Here is an 18,389-nt window from a genome sequence, read left to right on the forward strand (position 1 = left end):
CAGCCCTTCGCCTGGCTCACTGGAAGGGGCTGATCCTGTGGGATCTCCCGATCTCGTCGGCATGGTTCCCGAAGCCATCGCCGGTCTGGCAGCCGTCTACGGCGGCTCCAAAGTGACCCGCTATGCCCGCGCTGACCGCGACACACGGGCCAGCATTCGGCAGGCATACCGCATACGTCGCCGGTGGAGACGCTTCGCACCGATGGCAGGGTTGTTTGCCCTCCAAGCCCCGGGACGACTCGCCGCGTTACGGACGCCGGACGGGTTCGCTCCCGTTCCGAAGACGCTGATTCCGACCCTCAAGACTCGACCCGACCGATTCGGCGTCACAGTCACGGCCAACACCCTGCCGAAGGTGGGTCTGACGGCTTGGCGGTCGGCCGAAGAGTCCTTGAGGGACGCGTGGGGCTTCCCGCGCGTCAAGATCTCGCAGCCGAAGCCGGGGCTCGTTCTCGTTCGCGGATTCCGGAACGAACCGCTCGACACGCACACCGACTCGGTCCTCATGACGTCGGGAGGTGACCTCTGCTTTCAGCCCGGGGAGCTGACCTCCGAAGACCCGATCTTCCTCGGCTTCACGGAAGACGGTGAACCGGTCCGGCTGAACCTTCGCCGGTCTGCCCATGGACTCATCGCCGGGGTGACTCGCTCGGGGAAGTCGATCACCACGAACACGCTCTTGGCCGCAGCCTCACTGATGCGCGACGTGCGGATGGTGGTCATCGATCCGAACCTTGCCGCGGCGGCTCCCTGGTGGCGTACCGCCCACACAGTCAGCAGCTCGGTTCAACCAGACGAGCCGATCGAGATCCTTCGCGAGATCCGTGCGGAGATGGAACGGCGAGCTGGCACCTTCTGGGCCGGTCGCACGGACCGGATCGAGACCTTCTCGGAAGAGATGCCCCTGATTCTCCTGGTGATCGACGAGGTGGCGAACTACACCCGTCATCCCGACAAGAAGAAGCGTGAGGCGTTCGAGGCCGAACTGAGCGCCATCGCTTCCCAGGGCGCGAAGTACGGCGTGCGGCTGTGGTTGCTCGCACAGAAGCCGTCGGCGGATGTCCTGACTACCGCCATCCGCACCAACCTGTCCTCCCGTATCTGCCATCGCGTGGACACGACTGAAGACTTCCTCCACCTCTTCCCGGATGGCCGCGACCTCGACGTCACGGCAGCCGATCGGAGCATGCCCCCGGGTGTCTCCATCGCCTCGCTGGGTGACATGAGGACGCCTTCACGAATGCGCTCGGTCTACCTCTCGACTGAGGACTGTTGGCGGATCAACGACGCGATGTGTGCTGCGGGCCTTCAGATACGTGAGCTGCCGGAGTCCGCACCCTCAATGCCCTTTGACGCTGCCGCGTAAGCGGTGGGAGGAGTGCCCTCCGTGCCCGACCGCAGTCACACTGCCTCGGGAGACGACGTCTTCACACGGCGCACCGTTACCGCCGTCATGGTCCTCATCGCCGTGCTGGCCTTCGTCTTCTCCTTCGGCAACGTCTGGGCCCTGGCTCTGCGCCTGGGCATCCCCGCCTCGATCGCGCCACTCGTTGCGCCGATGGTCGACCTATCCGTCGTCGGCCTGCTCGTCGGCCTTCGCTACCTGTCTCTTCGTGGCGTTCCTGAGTCCGAACTCACTGATGCCACGCGACTCATGCATCTGTGTGGCTTCCTGACGCTGGCACTGAACGTCGCCGACCCGCTGATGCTCGGTCTGTACGGCAAGGCTGCGGTGGACGCCGTGGCCCCCGTGCTGCTGCTGGGCTGGGGCAAGGTCGGACCACAGTTCCTGCGCCACTTCCACACAGAGCGGCCGGTCGACTTCACACCGGGACACGTGGCCCCGGTCAAACTCCAGGCGAATGACGAACCGGCACCCGCCCCGGTGCTGCCCGATGAGTCGCCTCGGGAAGAGACTCCCAATCTGCCTGCCGCTCCGTCGACGGTCACCCAAGATCCGAAACCTGTGGAGTCGCGTCCGACCAATGGTCTCGAACCTCCTCCGGCGCTCGTCCAAGCTGCGCGGCGACTGGCTCAAGATCATCACGCACGCACCGGTGACCCGATCGACACAGCCACTCTGAAACAGAAACTCGGCCTTCCGATGGCCCTGGTCCTCGCCGTGCAAGCACGACTCGGCGACGTCGAAACTGTCGGCCGCTCTACCGGCTGACCTTCTCCTTGCGGCCGGTGTGACCACTTCACGCCAAGTCCCTACCCGCCCCATGCCTCTTTCCGGTCGGGCGCGTCCCACGTCCAGGTCGACGCGCCCGGCCCGTCTTCGCTCAGGAAGGACAGACCCACCGATGACAGCGCCACACCCCGTTGGCGGCCCCCTCGATGCCACACGACACACGCTGCTTTCACGGGCCGGCTCCGCCTCGTTCCCTGCCTGGCTGGCCCAAGTCAAGCGGACCGGCGGATGCGCTCACCCGATCCGACTCACAGGTGAGTCCACAACTGTGGATAACGAGTCGGGGGCAACGCTCCACCGGTTCTCGACCTACGAACAGCCAACCGGAAGCCTCTTGGTGGCTTGTGGAAACCGCCGAGCAACGCGCTGCCCGTCGTGCTCGGAGACCTACCGCGCGGACACCTTCCAGCTGATCCGCGCCGGGCTGACAGGCGGCAAGTCGGTTCCGGAATCGGTTCGCTCCCACAGCAGGGCGTTCGTCACCCTGACGGCACCCTCGTTCGGTGCCGTTCACAACCGGGCCAAGACCCCTGCGGGCAAGTTGCTCGCCTGCCGATGCGGCAAGCACCATCCCGATGACGACCCTGCGCTCGGGACGCCTCTCAACCCCGGCACGTACGACTACGTGAGCGCGGTCCTCTGGAATGCCCACTCTGGCAAACTCTGGGCCCGGTTCACGACTCTGGTGCGTCGTCGCCTCGCCGCACTCGGGGGCCTGACTCAGCGCGAACTCCCTCATGTCGTGCGGGTGTCCTTCGCCAAAGTCGCCGAGTACCAGCGGCGTGGCTCGATCCACTTCCACGCCGTGATTCGCTTGGACGGCCCCTTGAGCGGCCAAGACCCGGCGGTCGTGACCGAACCCCCATCGTGGGCGACGGCTGACGTGCTTGCCGAAGCCGTCCGTGACGCTGCATGCGGCACCCGACTGCGGTCGTCCTTCGAAGCCGTCGGCCCCCGTGAATATCGCTGGGGCGAACAGCTCGACATCCGCCCCATCTCGGAACTCGGCTCCGGCGAACTCACCGATCGAGCCGTGGCCGGCTATGTAGCCAAGTACGCCACCAAAGGCGCTGAGGTCGCCGGGACCGTGGACCGTTCACTCTGCTGCCGCCGGTGCTCGGGTGTCGGGTCGCTGCTCCGCGGGGCCCCTCCGTGTCACAGCTGCGACGGTTCGGGCCTCGCGCGGCCGATCGAGACTCTCGACATCGACCCGCATGCACGCCGGATGATCCGGGCCTGCTGGGACCTCGGCGGCCTGGTCGACCTCGCCGGACTGAACCTTCGCAAGTGGGCGCACATGCTGGGATTCGCCGGACACTTCTCCACGAAGTCCCGCCGGTACTCGACCACGCTCGGGGCGCTCCGCTCCGTCCGCACCGACTGGCGCGCCGAACAAGTCCGCGCCCTTCACGGCCTCCCAAACCCCTGTGACGGCTCCACGCTCGTCGTAGGCCACTGGGCCTTCGCCGGGTCCGGACACACGCCCGGAGAGGCGCTCTTGGCCGCCGGCGTCCGCCGAGACCTCGACCTCAATCGCCGGACGGCAAAAGAGGAACTCGCCGCGGAGCGTGCGGCTTGAGCACTGACGAACTGACGGCCCGTGTCGAAGACCTGACGCGAATTCTGTCCGCCCTGATCACCTCTGCTGCCACTGCACCCGTGGGCGCTCTCCTGACCGCCGACGAACTGAGCGATCGATTCAGGATCCCTGCCCGCACCCTCCGGGACATGGCCAGTGCGGGCCTGATCCCACACCACCGACTCGGCAAGCATTACCGGTTCGCCGCCGACGACATCACAGACATCCTGCGCATCACGCGTCAACAGCCGGTCTCGCGACACGCGCGCGCCCGGCTCGCCACTGCTGCCTGACTCACGGGGGAAACGAACATGGCACACGCAGAAAGCACCCGTGGAGTCTGGCGCGGCCGATACATGCGCCCGGACGGCACGCGCGGGTCCACCCCTTCCTTCTCCACACGGAAGCTCGCCCTGTCCGCTGCGCAGGACGAAGAATCGCGCATCCGACACAACACGTGGACGGATCCTCGCCTGGCCGAAAGACCCTTCGGAGAGTTCGCTGAGGACTGGTTCAAGGCGGTGTGCCCGCGCCTGGCCCCCTCCACTGTGGCCAAGTACCGCAGCCACCTCGATCGGCAGATCCTGCCGACCTGGGCGGCGTGGCCCATGATCGCCATCTTCAACAGCCATCTTGAGATCGAGAAGTGGGTCTCAGAGTTGTGCGAAGATCACGCCGAATCCTCGGTGGCGTCGTACTTCGCGTTGTTCTCCACAGTCATGACCGCCGCTGTACGGGCCCGAGTAATCCCCGCCAGTCCATGCTCCGGCATCCGTGTCACGTCCGGCGGCTACGAGACAGAGAAGTACGTCGCGACGCCTGTACAGGGCCTGCGGGCGGCCATGCGCCTGCATGAGACAACCGGCCTGAGTGGCTTCGTGTTGTGCCTCCTCGACCTGTACACCGGCGCCCGTTGGGGTGAACTGGTCGGGCAGACGGCGGAGGAGTACAACCCAGATACAGGTGCGATCGCTCTCCACCGCCCCCTCAAGGAGGTGGGCGGCAAGCTGGTCAAGGACGGTCAAAGCGTTCAGGAGACAACCGACCTCCTGTCGAGTTCCCGGCGGCCTCGGCGCAAGCGCACCGGACGGGGCAAGACCGCTTCCTCGGAACGATGGGTGACGCTGCCACCGAGCATGGCCGTGCTCTATGAACTGCTGCTCGACAGCCACGACCATGAGTTCAGCTTCACCGCACCGGAGGGCGGCGGGCTGTACCGGGGCCACTTTCGCGAACGCTTCTGGCGCCCGGCCTGGGACGGCGTCGATGCGGACGATCCCGATTCACCGGCTCACCAACCGCCGATCCTTCGGTGGTTCACGTTCCACGAAGGGCGACACACGCAGTCGACGTGGCTCGCAGACGATGATGTGCCGGAAGTCGCCCGGCGGGCTCGCCTCGGCCACAAGATGCCGGGTATCGCACGGGTCTATGAACACGTGACGCCGGAAATGGAGCAGCGGGTATCCGACGTCCTTGAGGCTCGCTGGGATGCCTCACTGCTGGCGCTCGACGCGAACGAACGCGAAACGCTCGTCGGCCTGCTCCCGCACCTGGGGCCGGTAATCGCCGACCTGGAGGAGAACCGGGCGGCCTGATCCGGATTCCCCACTATTTCCCCACACATGATCAAGGGCCCTTCCCCGATGAATGGGGAAGGGCCCTTGATCTGCACTTATGAGAGTGGGCCTAACAGGACTTGAACCTGTGGCCTCTTCCTTATCAGGGAAGCGCTCTAACCGTCTGAGCTATAGGCCCGCGTGCGTGCTCAGAGAGCGTACCGCACCGCTTGCCCGCCACCAAAATCCTTAGTCCTCCTCCGCCAGGGTGACCTCGATGCCTCCGGTGAAGGATGCGGTGAGGTTGTAGAGGAAGGCGCCGAGTGTGGCCAGTGCGGTCACCAGGATGACGTCGACGATGGCCACGATGCCGCTGAAGAAGAGCGTGTTCTTCAGGGACAGGAAGTGCTGGAGGTCGAAGCCGGAGTTGTTCTCCGACTGGGTCGCCTCCTTCACCGTGTCGCCGACCGAGGCGAATACGCCGAGGCCGTCCAGCACCAGCCACAACACGGTCACCGCCACCATCAGCACCACGCCCAGTGCCAGGGACAGCAGGAAACCGACCTTCATCACCGACCACGGATCCACCCGCGCCGCCCGCAGTCGGGCCCGCCTGGTGCGCGCGCTCGGCCGCGGCTGCGGCTCCGGGCCCGAGTCGGGCCGCCCACCCTGCTGCGCCGCGGGCCGCCCCGGCTGGTGGGCGGCCGCCGGGGTGCCCCGGATCGGGCGCGGCGTGGTGATCGTGCCGCCCGCCGTCGGACGGGCCGCGGCCGGCCTGCCGTTGACCGCGGCCGGCGGCCGCTCCGTGCCCTCGCTCGCCGCGGCCGCGGGAGGGAAGGGGGACGCGAACGGGGTCGGCCCGGCGGGACGCGGCGGATGCGCCGCCGCGTCCCGGGAGGGCCCGGCCCCGTGCGCGGGGGGTGGACCGGCCGGCCTCGGCGGCACCGCGTCCGGCGGCGCCGCCTCGCCGCGACCCGTGCTGTCAGCGCGCCCGCCGGTTCGACCCCGGTCGGCGCGCTCGCCTCTCCCGCCGGCCGACTTCCGGTCTGTGCTCACGCGTCACCCTTCCTGCCCGCCGGGCGCGACCTCCCCTGCGATGGTGGAGGTCGGCTCGTGCGTGCCATCGGCCGCACCGGCTTCGGCCCCATCGACCTCAGGGTCGATCTCGGCCTCGGGCTCAGGTTCGGCGTTACGTGCGATGCCGACAACGGCGTCGCCCTTACCCAGGTTGATCAGCTGCACACCCATCGTGTCACGTCCGGTGTGCCGGACACCCGCGGCGCGGGTACGGATCACTCCGCCGCCGAGGGTGATGGCCAGGATTTCATCCGTGTCGTCCACCACGAGCGCCCCGACGAGTGACCCGCGGTCCTCGACGATCTTGGCGGCCTTGATGCCGAGCCCCCCACGACCCTGGACGCGATACTCGTCCACACTGGTTCGCTTCGCGAAGCCACCATCGGTGGCGGTGAACACGAACGTGCCCTCGCGCACCACGTTCATCGACAACAGTTCGTCGCCTTCGCGGAAGCTCATCCCCTTCACCCCGGACGTCGCGCGACCCATCGGCCGCAACGACTCGTCCGTGGCGGTGAACCGGATCGACTGCGCCTTCTTGCTGACCAGGAGCAGGTCGTCGTCCGCGGAGACCAGCTCGGCGCCGATCACCTCGTCGTCGTCACCGGCCTCGTCCGAGCGCAGGTTGATCGCGATCACGCCGGCCGAGCGGTTGGTGTCGTACTCCTTGAGCGCGGTCTTCTTCACCAGACCGGCCTTGGTCGCGAGCACCAGATACGGCGCGACCTCGTAGTCGCGCAGGTCGAGCACCTGGGCGATCTTCTCGTCGGGCTGGAACGCCAGCAGGTTGGCCACGTGTTGCCCACGCGCCTCACGACCGGTGTCCGGCAGTTCGTACGCCTTCGCCCGATACACCCGGCCCTTGTTCGTGAAGAACAGGATCCAGTGGTGCGTGGTGGTCACGAAGAAGTGGTCGACGATGTCGTCCTGCTTCAGATGCGCCCCGCGCACACCCTTGCCGCCGCGCTTTTGCGAGCGGTACAGGTCGGTCCGGGTGCGCTTGACGTAGCCGCCCCGGGTGATGGTGATGACGATGTCCTCTTCGGCGATCAGGTCCTCGATGGACATGTCGCCGTCGAAGGGCACCAGCTGGCTGCGCCGGTCGTCGCCGAACTTCTCGACGATCGCGGCCAGTTCCTCGCTGATGATCTGCCGCTGCCGCTCCGGCGAGGCCAGGATCGCCTGGTAGTCGGTGATCTTCGCCATCAGCTCGTCGTGCTCGGCGGTGATCTTCTGGTGCTCCAGCGCGGCCAGGCGACGCAGCTGCATCTCCAGGATCGCGTTGGCCTGGATCTCGTCGATCTCCAGGAGCCCGATCAGGCCGGTACGCGCCTCGTCCACCGTGTTCGAGGCCCGGATCAGCGCGATGACCTCCTCGATCGCGTCGAGGGCCTTGAGCAGACCGCGCAGGATGTGTGCGCGCTCCTCCGCCTTGCGCAGCCGGAAGCGGGTCCGCCGGATGATCACCTCGATCTGGTGGTCCACCCAGTTGCGGATGAACAGGTCGATCGAGAGCGTGCGCGGCACGCCGTCCACCAGCGCGAGCATGTTCGCGCCGAAGGTGTCCTGGAGCTGGGTGTGCTTGTACAGGTTGTTCAGCACGACCTTGGCCACCGCGTCGCGCTTGAGCACGATCACCAGGCGCTGCCCGGTGCGCGAGGAGGTCTCGTCGCGCACGTCGGCGATGCCGCCGATCTTGCCGTCCTTGACCAGGTCGGCGATCTTCTGCGCGAGGTTGTCCGGGTTGACCTGGTACGGCAGTTCGGTGACCACCAGGCACTGCCGGTTCTGGATCTCCTCGACCTCGACCACCGCGCGCATCGTGATCGAGCCGCGCCCGGTGCGGTACGCGTCCTCGATGCCGCGCCGGCCGACGACCAGCGCGCCGCTGGGGAAGTCCGGGCCCTTGATCCGCTCGATCAGGGCGTCCTGCAACTCCTCCGCGGACACGTCCGGGTTCTGCAGGAACCACTGCGCGCCCGACGCGACCTCGCGCAGGTTGTGCGGCGGGATGTTGGTCGCCATGCCGACCGCGATCCCGGCGGACCCGTTGACCAGCAGGTTCGGGAACCGGGCCGGCAGGACCGTCGGCTCCTGGTTGCGGCCGTCGTAGTTGTCCTGGAGATCGACGGTCTCCTCGTCGATGTCCCGGAGCATCTCCATGGACAGCCACTTGAGCTTGCACTCGGTGTACCGCATGGCCGCGGCCGGGTCGTTGCCCGGCGAGCCGAAGTTGCCGTTGCTGTCCACCAGCGGCATGCGCATCGACCACGGCTGGGCCAGGCGCACCAGCGCGTCGTAGATGGAGGTGTCGCCGTGCGGGTGGTACGTACCCATGACGTCGCCGACGACGCGGGCGCACTTGTAGAAGCCCTTCTCGGGCCGGTAGCCGCCGTCGTACATCGCGTAGAGCACGCGTCGGTGCACCGGCTTGAGGCCGTCGCGCACGTCGGGCAGGGCACGCGAGACGATCACGCTCATCGCGTAGTCGAGGTAGCTGCGTTGCATCTCGGTCTCGAGCCCGACCGGCTCGATCCGCAGGCCGCCGGTGCTGTTCACCGCGTCCTCCTGGTCGCCTTCGGGCGCCGGGGTGTTCTCATCGGCCATTGCTGGTCAATGTCCTTTCGAGCTGTGACGTGGGGCCGACTCGGATGTGGATATCCGCCGGCAGGCGGATGCCCCGGCCGGTCAGATGTCCAGGAACCTGACGTCCTTGGCGTTGCGCTGGATGAACGAGCGACGGGCCTCGACGTCCTCACCCATGAGCACCGAGAACAGTTCGTCGGCCTGGGCCGCGTCGTCGAGGGTGACCTGACCCAGGACGCGGTGGTCGATGTCCATCGTGGTCACCCGAAGCTCCTCGGCGTTCATCTCGCCGAGGCCCTTGAAGCGCTGGATCGAGTCGTCCTTGGCCCGCTTGCCCGCCTGCCGGCCGAGTTCGAGCAGCGCGTCGCGCTCGCGGTCGGAGTAGGCGTACTCGAAGTCGTCCCGGCTCCACTTGATCTTGTACAGCGGCGGCCGGGAGAGGTACACGTGGCCGGCCTCGACCAGCGGGCGCATGAAGCGGAACAGGAAGGTCAGCAGCAGGGTGTTGATGTGCTGACCGTCGACGTCGGCGTCCGCCATCAGGATGATCTTGTGATAGCGGAGCTTCTCGATGTCGAAGTCCTCGTGCACACCGGTGCCGAAGGCCGAGATGAGCGCCTGGACCTCGGTGTTCTGCAGGATCTTGTCGATCCGGGCCTTCTCGACGTTCAGGATCTTGCCGCGGATCGGCAGGATCGCCTGGTACATCGGGTCGCGGCCGGACTTGGCCGAGCCGCCGGCCGAGTCGCCCTCGACGATGAAGATCTCGCACTTGGACGGGTCGTTGCTCTGGCAGTCGCTGAGCTTGCCCGGCAGCGAGGCGGTCTCCAGCAGACCCTTGCGCCGGGTCAGGTCGCGCGCCTTGCGCGCCGCCATCCGCGCGGTGGCCGCCTGGATGCCCTTGCGGATGATGTCCGCGGCCTCGCTCGGGTTGCGGTCGAGCCAGTCGGTGAGGTGCTCGTGCACCACCCGCTGGACGAACGTCTTCGCCTCGGTGTTGCCCAGCTTGTCCTTGGTCTGGCCCTCGAACTGGGGGTCGCCGAGCTTGACCGAGATGATCGCGGTCAGCCCCTCGCGGATGTCCTCGCCGGCGAGGTTCTCGTCCTTCTCCTTGAGCAGCTTCTTCTCCCGCGCGTAGCGGTTGATCAGCGCGGTCAGCGCGGACCGGAAGCCCTCTTCGTGGGTGCCGCCGCCATGCGTGTGGATCGTGTTCGCGAAGCTGTGCACACCCTCGGTGTACTGCGAGTTCCACTGCATCGCGACTTCCACCGAGATGGTGCGCGACTTGTCCTCGGCCTCGATGTCGATCACCGAGGGGTGGACCAGCTCGCCCTTGCGCGAGTTGAGGTAGCGCACGAAGTCGGCGATGCCGCCCTCGTAGTGGTACGTGACCGCGAGCTGCTCGCCCTTCTCGTCCACGTGGTCCGGGCGCTCGTCCCGGAGCGAGATGGTCAGGCCCTTGTTGAGGAAGGCCATCTCCTGGAAGCGCCGGGAGAGCGTCTCGAACGAGTAGACCGTGGTCTCGAAGATGTCCGGGTCGGCCCAGAAGGTGACCGTGGTGCCCGTCTCGGCGGCCGCCTCGTGCCGCTCCAGCGGCGCGGTGGGGGTGCCCAGCTTGTAGTCCTGCGTCCAGCGGTAGCCGTCACGGCGGATGTCCACCGCGAGACGCGAGGACAGCGCGTTGACCACGGAGACGCCGACGCCGTGCAGACCGCCGGAGACCGAGTAGCCGCCGCCGCCGAACTTGCCACCCGCGTGCAGGATGGTCAGGACGACCTCGACCGCGGGCTTCTTCTCCACCGGGTGCATGTCGACCGGGATACCGCGGCCGTTGTCCACCACGCGCACGCCGCCGTCGGCGAGGATCGTCGCCTCGATGTGCGTCGCGTGCCCCGCCAGCGCCTCGTCGACCGAGTTGTCCACGACCTCGTAGACGAGGTGGTGCAGACCGCGCTCACCGGTGGAACCGATGTACATGCCCGGGCGCTTGCGGACCGCGTCGAGGCCCTCCAGGACCTGGATGTCGCTCGCGCCGTAGGACTGCCCGTTGCTCGCGGCAGAGGTTTCCGGCGAGCCGGCCACGTCATTCTCCTTGGGGTTGCCGGAATCGGCCACGAAGCGCCCTTTCTGGCACAGCACGGCTCCCTGCCCGGGAGCAGGAACGGCAGGGTGCGTCGAAGGGCAGGCAGCCGGCCCGACGCGCCCCCGGGCACGGAGCCGCGGAAGTCGAAACAGGATCCGCATGAGCGGTATTGCTGGTTCAGTCTACCGGTCGGGGCGACACAAAGATGGGTTCCCAAGGGCCCTGTGTTCGCGTGTGGCGCCCTGATGTGCCCTGTCGCATGTCCCCCCACTTGCCCCGGGGTCCCGAATCGCTCTCATGCCTGTCCACGCGGCGCGGGCGACTCGGATGGTGACAGCGTGTCAGACCGGTATGACACCGGACACATCGCCCCCGCCGACGCGGTCGCCGCCGGTCGGCGCACCCGCCCGGAGCGGTGCAAGCCGCGTGGCCGTGGCCGGAAACCGCCTACGGCTGGGCGCGCCACTGGCCCCGGCGGCGCTCCTGGGCCGGACCGAGGACGCGGATGTAGGTGACGGTGCCGTCGCCCAGCTCCTGGTTGAGCCGGGCGAGCAGTTTCGGCGCGAGCCAGCGCACGTGGGTGGCGTAGTTGTCGGATTCGGCCCGCACCACGAGTTCGCCGTCCTCGAAACGTTCCGGACGGCAGTTGGCCGCCAGCGCCGGGCCGACGATTTCCGGCCAGCGCTGGAGTACGCCGTGCACCGCCGCCGGGGTCTGCCAGCCGCGCTCGCTGACCAGGCGCCCCATGATCTGTCGCAGCGGCTGGGGGTCGCGGTCGTCCGGTCCGGAACCGCTGCGTTTCAAGCCACGCCGGGCCCGGTCCTGGTCCTGCCGGTGGTCGTGCCGGGTGCGCGCCTGGGCCCGGGCCTGGGTCAGCGCGGCGCGGGCCAGGTCGATGCCGCGCGTCGGCTCGGCCGCGCCGGCGTCGCCCGAGGCGGGCGGGATGTGGCCCTCGTCACTCACCCTCGACCCTCCGTACCTCACCGGCGGCGACGTCGTAGCGCGCGCCCACGAGCGCGGGCGGCACGTCCTCGGCCACCGCGGCCGTGACCAGCACCTGCTCGCCGTGCGCGACCATCTCGGCCAGCCGCGCCCGACGGGTGACGTCCAACTCGGCGAAGACGTCGTCGAGCACCAGGACCGGCTCGCCCCCGTCCGCGCGCAGCAGTTCGTAGGAGCCCAGCCGCAGCGCCAGCGCGTACGACCAGGACTCGCCGTGGCTGGCGTAGCCCTTGGCGGGCAACGGACCCAGCCGCAGGACGAGATCGTCCCGATGCGGGCCCACCAGGGTCTGTCCGCGCTCGACCTCCGCCGCCCGACCGGCGGCGATCGCGGCGGTGAGCACCGCGTGGATCCCCGCCCGATCCGAGGGCAGCGGGTCCTCCGACATCGAACTGCGGTAGTCGAGCACGATCGGTCCACCGCCTGTGGACAACGCGTCGTACGCCTTGTCCACCAGGGGTTGCAGCGCGGCGACCAGGTCGAGCCGGGCCGCGGTCAACTCGGCGCCGGTCGCGGCCAGATGCTCGTCCCACACGTCGAGCGTGCTCAGCGCCCCGCTGCGACCGCCGCCCGCCCGACGGGCCAGCGCCGCGGTGCGAAGGAGCGTGTTGCGCTGCTTGAGCACCCGGTCGTAGTCCTGCCGCACCCCCAGCAACCGAGGAGTGCGCGCGGTCAGCAACTCGTCCAGGAACCGCCGGCGTTCCCCCGGGTCGCCCTTGACCAGGGCCAGGTCCTCCGGCGCGAACAGCACGGTGCGCAGCAGGCCGAGCAGATCGCGCGGCCGGGTGGCGGCCGAGCGGTTGATCCGGGCCCGGTTGGCCTTGCCGGGGTTGATCTCCAACTCGGCCAGCGCGCTGCGGCCGTCCTCGCGGACGATGCTCGCGCGGACATAGGCCCGCTCGGCGCCGAGCCGGACCAGGGGCGCGTCGGAGGCGACCCGGTGGCTGCCGAGCGTGGCCAGGTAGCCGATCGCCTCGACCAGGTTGGTCTTGCCCTGGCCGTTGGGCCCCACGAACGCGGTCACGCCCGGTTCGAGGGGGACCTCGACCCGGGCGTACGACCGGTAGTCGACGAGTGACAGGTGCGCTACATGCATGGGCGGGCGGGCTGCCGGTCAGCCCGCGTCGGCCTCCTTCGGCGGCGTGACGTCGGCGCCGGGGGCGTCGGCGCCCTTGTGCGTCGACGCGGCGGTGACCGCGTGCCCACCGAACTGGTTGCGCAGCGCGGCGACCATCTTCATCTGCGGGGAGTCGTCCTGACGCGAGGCGAACCGGGCGAACAGCGACGCGGTGATCGCGGGCAGCGGTACGGCGTGGTCGATCGCCGCCTCGACCGTCCAGCGGCCCTCGCCGGAGTCCTCGGCGTAGCCGCGCAGGCCCTCCAGGTGCTCGTCGTCGTCCATCGCGCGCACGGCCAGGTCGAGCAGCCAGGAACGGATGACCGTGCCCTCCTGCCAGCTGCGGAAGACCTCGCGCACGTCGGTGACCACGTCGGCGGCCTCGAGCAGTTCCCAGCCCTCGGCGTAGGCCTGCATCAGCGCGTATTCGATGCCGTTGTGCACCATCTTGGCGAAGTGCCCGGCGCCGACCTTGCCCGCGTGCACGAAGCCGGCCGGACCCTCGGGCTTGAGCGCGTCGAAGATCGGCCGCACCTTGGCGATGTCGGCCGCGTCGCCGCCGCACATCAGCGCGTAGCCGTTGTCCCGGCCCCACACACCGCCGGAGACGCCGCAGTCGACGAAGCCGACGTTCTTCCCGGCCAGCGCCTCGGCGTGCTTGATGTCGTCCGTCCAGCGCGAGTTGCCGCCGTCGACGACCACATCGCCCGGGGACAGCAGTTCGCCCAGTTCGTCGATGGTGGCCTGGGTCGGCGCCCCCGCCGGCACCATCACCCACACCACGCGCGGCTCGGCGAGCGTGTCCACGAGTTCCTTGAGGCTGTGGACGTCCGCCACGTCGGGGTTGCGGTCGTAGCCCACCACCGTGTGGCCCGCGCGGCGCAACCGCTCGCGCATGTTGCCACCCATCTTGCCGAGGCCGACGAGTCCGAGCTGCATCCTGAAATCCTTCGTTCGCTGCTGCGATGCCGGGTGGGCACCGCCGAGGCCGCTTCCGCGCCCCCGGCGCCCTCGTAGGGGCGGGGGCTTTCACCGCGTCGACGGTACGCGGGTAGCGGTTGCCCGTGCGGCCGCGGGGTATGCACCGGCGCGTCGGTCGAACCCGGTTGTGCCCCGGGCCGGTTCGACGCCGTCCGGATCAGCCGGAGAGCCGCACCGGCATGATCAGGTAGCGGTACTCGTCGGTGGCCTCGGCCTCCACGTCGGGCTTGCCGGTCATCACGGCGGGCTTCGTGGACGTGGTGAAGGAGATCTGGGCGACCGGGGAGTTGATCGCGCTGAGCCCTTCGAGCAGGAAGGTCGGGTTGAAGGCGATCGAGATCTCCTCGCCCTCCAGGCCCGCCTCGATCGCCTCGGAGGCCTGCGCCTCGTCGCCGGAGCCGGCTTCGAGCACGAGTCGGCCGTCCGAGAAGGACAGCCGCACCGGGGTGTTGCGCTCGGCGACCAGGGACACGCGCTTGACCGCGTCCACGAACGGCGCGGTCTCGACGGTGGCGACCGTCTCCGACTGCTCCGGGAACAACGCGCGGTACTTGGGGAATTCGCCTTCGAGCAGGCGGGTGGTGGTGCGCCGGCCCGAACCCTCGAAGCCGATCATGCCCTCGCCGATCTTGTCCCCGGACAGCGCGATCTGCACGCTGTCGCCCTGGGTCAGCGACTTGGCGGTGTCGTTGAGCGTCTTGGCGGGCACCAGGGCCACCGCCGAGGAGAGGCCGTCGGCCTCGGGCTTCCAGTGGAACTGGCGGACCGCGAGCCGGTATCGGTCGGTCGCGGCCAGGGTGACCAGGTCGCCCTCGATCTCGACCCGGACGCCGGTCAGCATCGGCAGCGTGTCGTCGCGGCCGGCGGCGATGGCCACCTGGGCCACGGCGGCGGCGAAGACGTCGCCCTCGACGGCGCCCGCGGCGGTGGGCATCTCCGGCAGCGCCGGGTAGTCCTCCACCGGGAGAGTGGGCAACGTGAAGCGGGCGCTGCCGCAGACCACGGTCACCTTGGCCCCGTCGGTGGACACCTCGACGGGGCGGTTCGGCAGGCTCTTGGAGATGTCGGCGAGCAGTCGCCCGGACACCAGCACCCGGCCCGGCTCGTCCACCTCGGCCTCGACGCCGCCGCGGGCGGAGACCTCGTAGTCGAAGCTGGACAGCGTCAGCCGCTGGTCCGCCGCCTCCAGGAGCAATCCGGCGAGGACGGGAACCGCCGGCCGCGCCGGGAGACTCCGCGCGGTCCACGCCACCGCATCAGCGAGAACGTCACGCTCGACCCGGAACTTCACCGGTTCACCGCCTCCTGCCGTTGCCGGCCGTCTGTCGTTTGGTCGCCGTTCGTTTCGGCGTCGGTGTCGGGCCGTCGGGGCCTACCACCGGGACACAGTCTGACGCACCGCGCCGACAGCCCGCGCAGCCCCCGGCAAACCCGCAGTCCACAGATTCGGCCCGCCCCGACCGTTTTCCGTGGATCGCTCTTGAACTACGCGTGGTCGTAGTAGTAGGGGGTGTGGATACCGTGGATAACCGGTATATGCGCAGGTCAGAGCCGCTTTTTTATCCACTTCGGGGTGTGGGTGGACCCGTGGATAAACCCCCTGTGTCTGTGGATGCCCGAATTGGCTCCACAGGTCGTCCCCAGCCGTACCCCCGGTTGTCCCCAATCAATCCCCAGGTCGGGGGCCACTTGTCCCCACCCCCTGCGGACGCCATTCGGCTCGGGATTCACCGTAAGGGGTGAAACCGGCCCGACTGTGGACAGATCCGTGGACAACCTGGGGACAAGCCGCGAATTCCGGTGGACGGGACGTGGACAACCGGACAACACGACGATGGACGGTGCGTCGCGGGAAAGTTATCCACAGTCTGTGGAGGACTCCGCTCCACATCACCACAGGAACCTGACCTGCCGGCTCGCCGGCGTTTTCCCCAGGTTCCCGCAGCCATTGTGGGGAACTCGACGGTAAACAGCTCGTCCCCATGGTGTGGATGCCCGACTCGGCGCCGATCGGTGGATAACTCACCTCCGTCGGAGCCGATGAGATGAAGGTCACACCACACACAAGAAGGCCGGCGCCCCGAAAAGGGAACGCCGGCCGGCCCGAGCGGGTGATCGGGACTCGAATCAGCTCTTGATCCGGTTCGTCAACTCGGTCACCTGGTTGTAGATCGACCGCCGCTCGGCCATCAGCGAGCGGATCTTGCGGTCGGCGTGCATCACCGTGGTGTGGTCGCGCCCGCCGAACTGGGCGCCGATCTTCGGCAGCGACAGATCGGTCAGCTCGCGGCACAGATACATGGCGATCTGGCGCGCGGTCACCAGCACCCGGCTGCGCGAGGTGCCGCACAGGTCCTCGACGGACAACCCGAAGTAGGCCGCGGTGTGCGCCATGATCGTGGTCGCCGTGATCTCGGGCCCCGCGCTGTCCGGAATCAGGTCCTTGAGCACGATCTCGGTCAGCTGCAGGTCCACCGGCTGCCGGTTCAGGCTCGCGAACGCGGTCACCCGGATCAGCGCGCCCTCCAGCTCGCGGATGTTCCGGGAGATCTTGCTGGCGATGTACTCCAGCACGTCCGGCGGCGCGTTCAACCCCTCCTGGATCGCCTTCTTGCGCAGGATCGCGATCCGCGTCTCCAATTCGGGCGGCTGGACGTCGGTCAACAGCCCCCACTCGAAACGATTGCGCAGTCGATCCTCCAGGGTCACCAGCTGCTTGGGCGGCCGGTCCGACGAGATGACGATCTGTTTGTTCGCGTTGTGGAGCGTATTGAAGGTGTGGAAGAACTCCTCCTGGGTCTGCTCCTTGGTCTCCAGGAATTGGATGTCGTCCACCAGCAGGACGTCGACATCTCGATAACGTCGGCGAAAGCCGTCGGCCTTGCCGTCGCGGATCGAGTTGATGAACTCGTTGGTGAACTCCTCCGAGCTCACGTAGCGCACCCGGGTGCCCGGATACAGGCTCTTCGCGTAGTGCCCGATCGCGTGCAGCAGGTGGGTCTTGCCCAGCCCCGACTCGCCGTAGATGAACAGCGGGTTGTACGCCTTCGCGGGCGCCTCGGCCACGGCCACCGCGGCCGCGTGCGCGAACCGGTTGCTGGAGCCGATGACGAAGGTCTCGAACAGGTACTTGGGGTTCAGTCGCGCGGCGGGCTCGTGCTCGACCACGCCGTGCTCGCGACCGGTGCCCGGCCGGGCCAGCCGCAGCGGCCGATTCCCCGGCACGTCGGCCGGCGGGGCCGACGGCGGCTGGTGGGGCGGCGACTGCTGCGGCGGCTGCGGAGCGCCGGGAATCGGCTCTCTGTCGCCGGATTGATGTGTCGAATTATCCACAAAGCTGTGGACGGAGGGTGTGGAAAAGCCGGGTGTCCCGAAGAGGTCCTCGCGATCGGCGAAGAGGGTCCCGTCGGACGGCGGAATTCCCGGGTGATCGGACGAGCCGCCCTGCCCGCCGCCATATCCGTATTGATCACGGGAATCGCGCGGATCGCGGGTGTCCCGGTGGTCCCGATCGCGCGGATCCCGACCGTCCCTGCCCTCGCGCGACTCCCGGGGGTCACGCTGCTCACGGGACTCGCGGGGATCACGCGCGTCCCGGGGATCACGCTGATCCCGATACGGTCCGGGCGCGTAGCGCTCGTGCGGGTAGTCCTGCTGGTACTGCGGCTCGGCGTACGGGTCGCGGTCCGGGCGATACGGCTGCTGGCCGTACGGCTCCTGCGGGTAGGGCTCCTGGGGGTAGCCGTCGCGGCCGTAGCGGTCGCCGTAGGCGGGCCGTCCGTACGGACCGGGGTTGTAGTCGTCGTGTCGGGGCGAGCGGTCGTGCCGCTCGGGCACCTGCTCCGGCTCGCCCGCCCCCGGCTCGACGCTGACCGCGAAGCGGATCGGCCGCCCGAAACCGTGGCTCAGCGCGTCCGTCACCACCTGGCGGAGCCGGGTCTCCAGCACTTCCTTCGCGAACTCGTTCGGCACCGCGAGCAGCGCGGTGTCGGAGAAGAGGGTCAGCGGCTGGGTGCGCTGGAGCCATCCCTTGTCCTTGGCCGTGACCGAGTCGTCGGTGGCCAGTCGTTCCAGGAACCGTGCCCAGACTGCGGCGAGGTCGCTGGTGATGTCAGCCACAGTGCACGCTCTTTCATTGCATCGACGCAGGTCTCGGGAGGGCTCCCAGTGTCCCGGACCCCGGGAGCGAGCGCTCCGGTCCGACTCCACCA

General features: G+C 68.6%; 13 protein-coding genes and 1 tRNA gene. 5 read left to right on the forward strand and 9 right to left on the reverse strand.

The annotated features are described in order from the left end of the window. Nucleotides 1-37: 37 nt before the first annotated feature. The 5 genes from EMA17_RS29830 (at nucleotide 38) to EMA17_RS29850 (ending at nucleotide 5,371) form a co-directional block, all read left to right on the forward strand. Nucleotides 38-1,366: an FtsK/SpoIIIE domain-containing protein gene (locus EMA17_RS29830; RefSeq protein WP_160161612.1), complete on the forward strand. Its 1,329-nt coding sequence runs from the start codon at nucleotides 38-40 to the stop codon at nucleotides 1,364-1,366. A gap of 21 nt (nucleotides 1,367-1,387) precedes the next feature. Beyond that, nucleotides 1,388-2,173: a DUF2637 domain-containing protein gene (locus tag EMA17_RS29835; protein ID WP_246126976.1), complete on the forward strand. Its 786-nt coding sequence runs from the start codon at nucleotides 1,388-1,390 to the stop codon at nucleotides 2,171-2,173. Between the two features lie 133 nt (nucleotides 2,174-2,306). Further along, nucleotides 2,307-3,773, forward strand: a complete 1,467-nt coding sequence (locus EMA17_RS29840; RefSeq protein ID WP_307721570.1) for a replication initiator — start codon at nucleotides 2,307-2,309, stop codon at nucleotides 3,771-3,773. Beyond that, nucleotides 3,770-4,066 (forward strand): helix-turn-helix domain-containing protein, encoded by a 297-nt coding sequence (locus tag EMA17_RS29845; protein ID WP_160161613.1) that lies wholly within the window; start codon nucleotides 3,770-3,772, stop codon nucleotides 4,064-4,066. The genes EMA17_RS29840 and EMA17_RS29845 overlap by 4 nt, the downstream gene beginning before the upstream one ends. An 18-nt stretch (nucleotides 4,067-4,084) precedes the next feature. After that, on the forward strand, nucleotides 4,085-5,371 hold the full coding sequence (locus EMA17_RS29850) for a tyrosine-type recombinase/integrase (RefSeq protein WP_218043095.1): 1,287 nt from the start codon (nucleotides 4,085-4,087) through the stop codon (nucleotides 5,369-5,371). 86 nt (nucleotides 5,372-5,457) lie between these two features. On the opposite strand, the gene EMA17_RS29855 is transcribed toward EMA17_RS29850, so the two are convergent. From EMA17_RS29855 to dnaA, 9 genes are all read right to left on the reverse strand, one after another. After that, nucleotides 5,458-5,531: transfer RNA gene (locus EMA17_RS29855), tRNA-Ile, on the reverse strand. A 50-nt stretch (nucleotides 5,532-5,581) separates the two neighbouring features. Further along, on the reverse strand, nucleotides 5,582-6,388 hold the full coding sequence (locus EMA17_RS54415) for a DUF3566 domain-containing protein (protein ID WP_246126978.1): 807 nt from the start codon (nucleotides 6,386-6,388) through the stop codon (nucleotides 5,582-5,584). A 3-nt stretch (nucleotides 6,389-6,391) separates the two neighbouring features. Continuing rightward, the gene (gyrA, locus tag EMA17_RS29865; protein ID WP_126640253.1) at nucleotides 6,392-9,016 is read right to left on the reverse strand and encodes a DNA gyrase subunit A; all 2,625 of its coding nucleotides are present in this window, start codon (nucleotides 9,014-9,016) and stop codon (nucleotides 6,392-6,394) included. An 81-nt stretch (nucleotides 9,017-9,097) separates the two neighbouring features. Continuing rightward, the gene (gene gyrB / locus EMA17_RS29870; RefSeq protein ID WP_126640254.1) at nucleotides 9,098-11,134 is read right to left on the reverse strand and encodes a DNA topoisomerase (ATP-hydrolyzing) subunit B; all 2,037 of its coding nucleotides are present in this window, start codon (nucleotides 11,132-11,134) and stop codon (nucleotides 9,098-9,100) included. 391 nt (nucleotides 11,135-11,525) lie between these two features. Next, a complete protein-coding gene (locus tag EMA17_RS29875; protein ID WP_246126979.1) occupies nucleotides 11,526-12,041 on the reverse strand; it encodes a DciA family protein in 516 nt (171 codons plus the stop codon). Further along, nucleotides 12,034-13,176: a DNA replication/repair protein RecF gene (gene recF / locus EMA17_RS29880; protein WP_126640255.1), complete on the reverse strand. Its 1,143-nt coding sequence runs from the start codon at nucleotides 13,174-13,176 to the stop codon at nucleotides 12,034-12,036. Before recF ends, EMA17_RS29875 begins: the two co-directional genes overlap by 8 nt. An 18-nt stretch (nucleotides 13,177-13,194) precedes the next feature. Then, entirely contained in the window at nucleotides 13,195-14,136 is a 942-nt protein-coding gene (gene gnd / locus EMA17_RS29885) for a phosphogluconate dehydrogenase (NAD(+)-dependent, decarboxylating) (RefSeq protein ID WP_126640256.1), read from the reverse strand. Between the two features lie 199 nt (nucleotides 14,137-14,335). Continuing rightward, nucleotides 14,336-15,469: a DNA polymerase III subunit beta gene (gene dnaN / locus EMA17_RS29890; RefSeq protein WP_078976313.1), complete on the reverse strand. Its 1,134-nt coding sequence runs from the start codon at nucleotides 15,467-15,469 to the stop codon at nucleotides 14,336-14,338. An 836-nt stretch (nucleotides 15,470-16,305) separates the two neighbouring features. Beyond that, nucleotides 16,306-18,297: a chromosomal replication initiator protein DnaA gene (gene dnaA / locus EMA17_RS29895; RefSeq protein WP_126640257.1), complete on the reverse strand. Its 1,992-nt coding sequence runs from the start codon at nucleotides 18,295-18,297 to the stop codon at nucleotides 16,306-16,308. Nucleotides 18,298-18,389 lie beyond the last annotated feature (92 nt).

The organism is Embleya hyalina, from assembly GCF_003967355.1.
Lineage (GTDB): Bacteria > Actinomycetota > Actinomycetes > Streptomycetales > Streptomycetaceae > Embleya > Embleya hyalina.

Bases quoted from the DNA above. Each gene is read 5' to 3' on its own strand.
- EMA17_RS29840 (WP_307721570.1), top strand. From the start codon at position 2,307: ATGACAGCGCCACACCCCGTTGGCGGCCCCCTCGATGCCACACGACAC.
- EMA17_RS29850 (WP_218043095.1), top strand. From the start codon at position 4,085: ATGGCACACGCAGAAAGCACCCGTGGAGTCTGGCGCGGCCGATACATG.
- gyrA (WP_126640253.1), bottom strand. From the start codon at position 9,016: ATGGCCGATGAGAACACCCCGGCGCCCGAAGGCGACCAGGAGGACGCG.
- recF (WP_126640255.1), bottom strand. From the start codon at position 13,176: ATGCATGTAGCGCACCTGTCACTCGTCGACTACCGGTCGTACGCCCGG.
- gnd (WP_126640256.1), bottom strand. From the start codon at position 14,136: ATGCAGCTCGGACTCGTCGGCCTCGGCAAGATGGGTGGCAACATGCGC.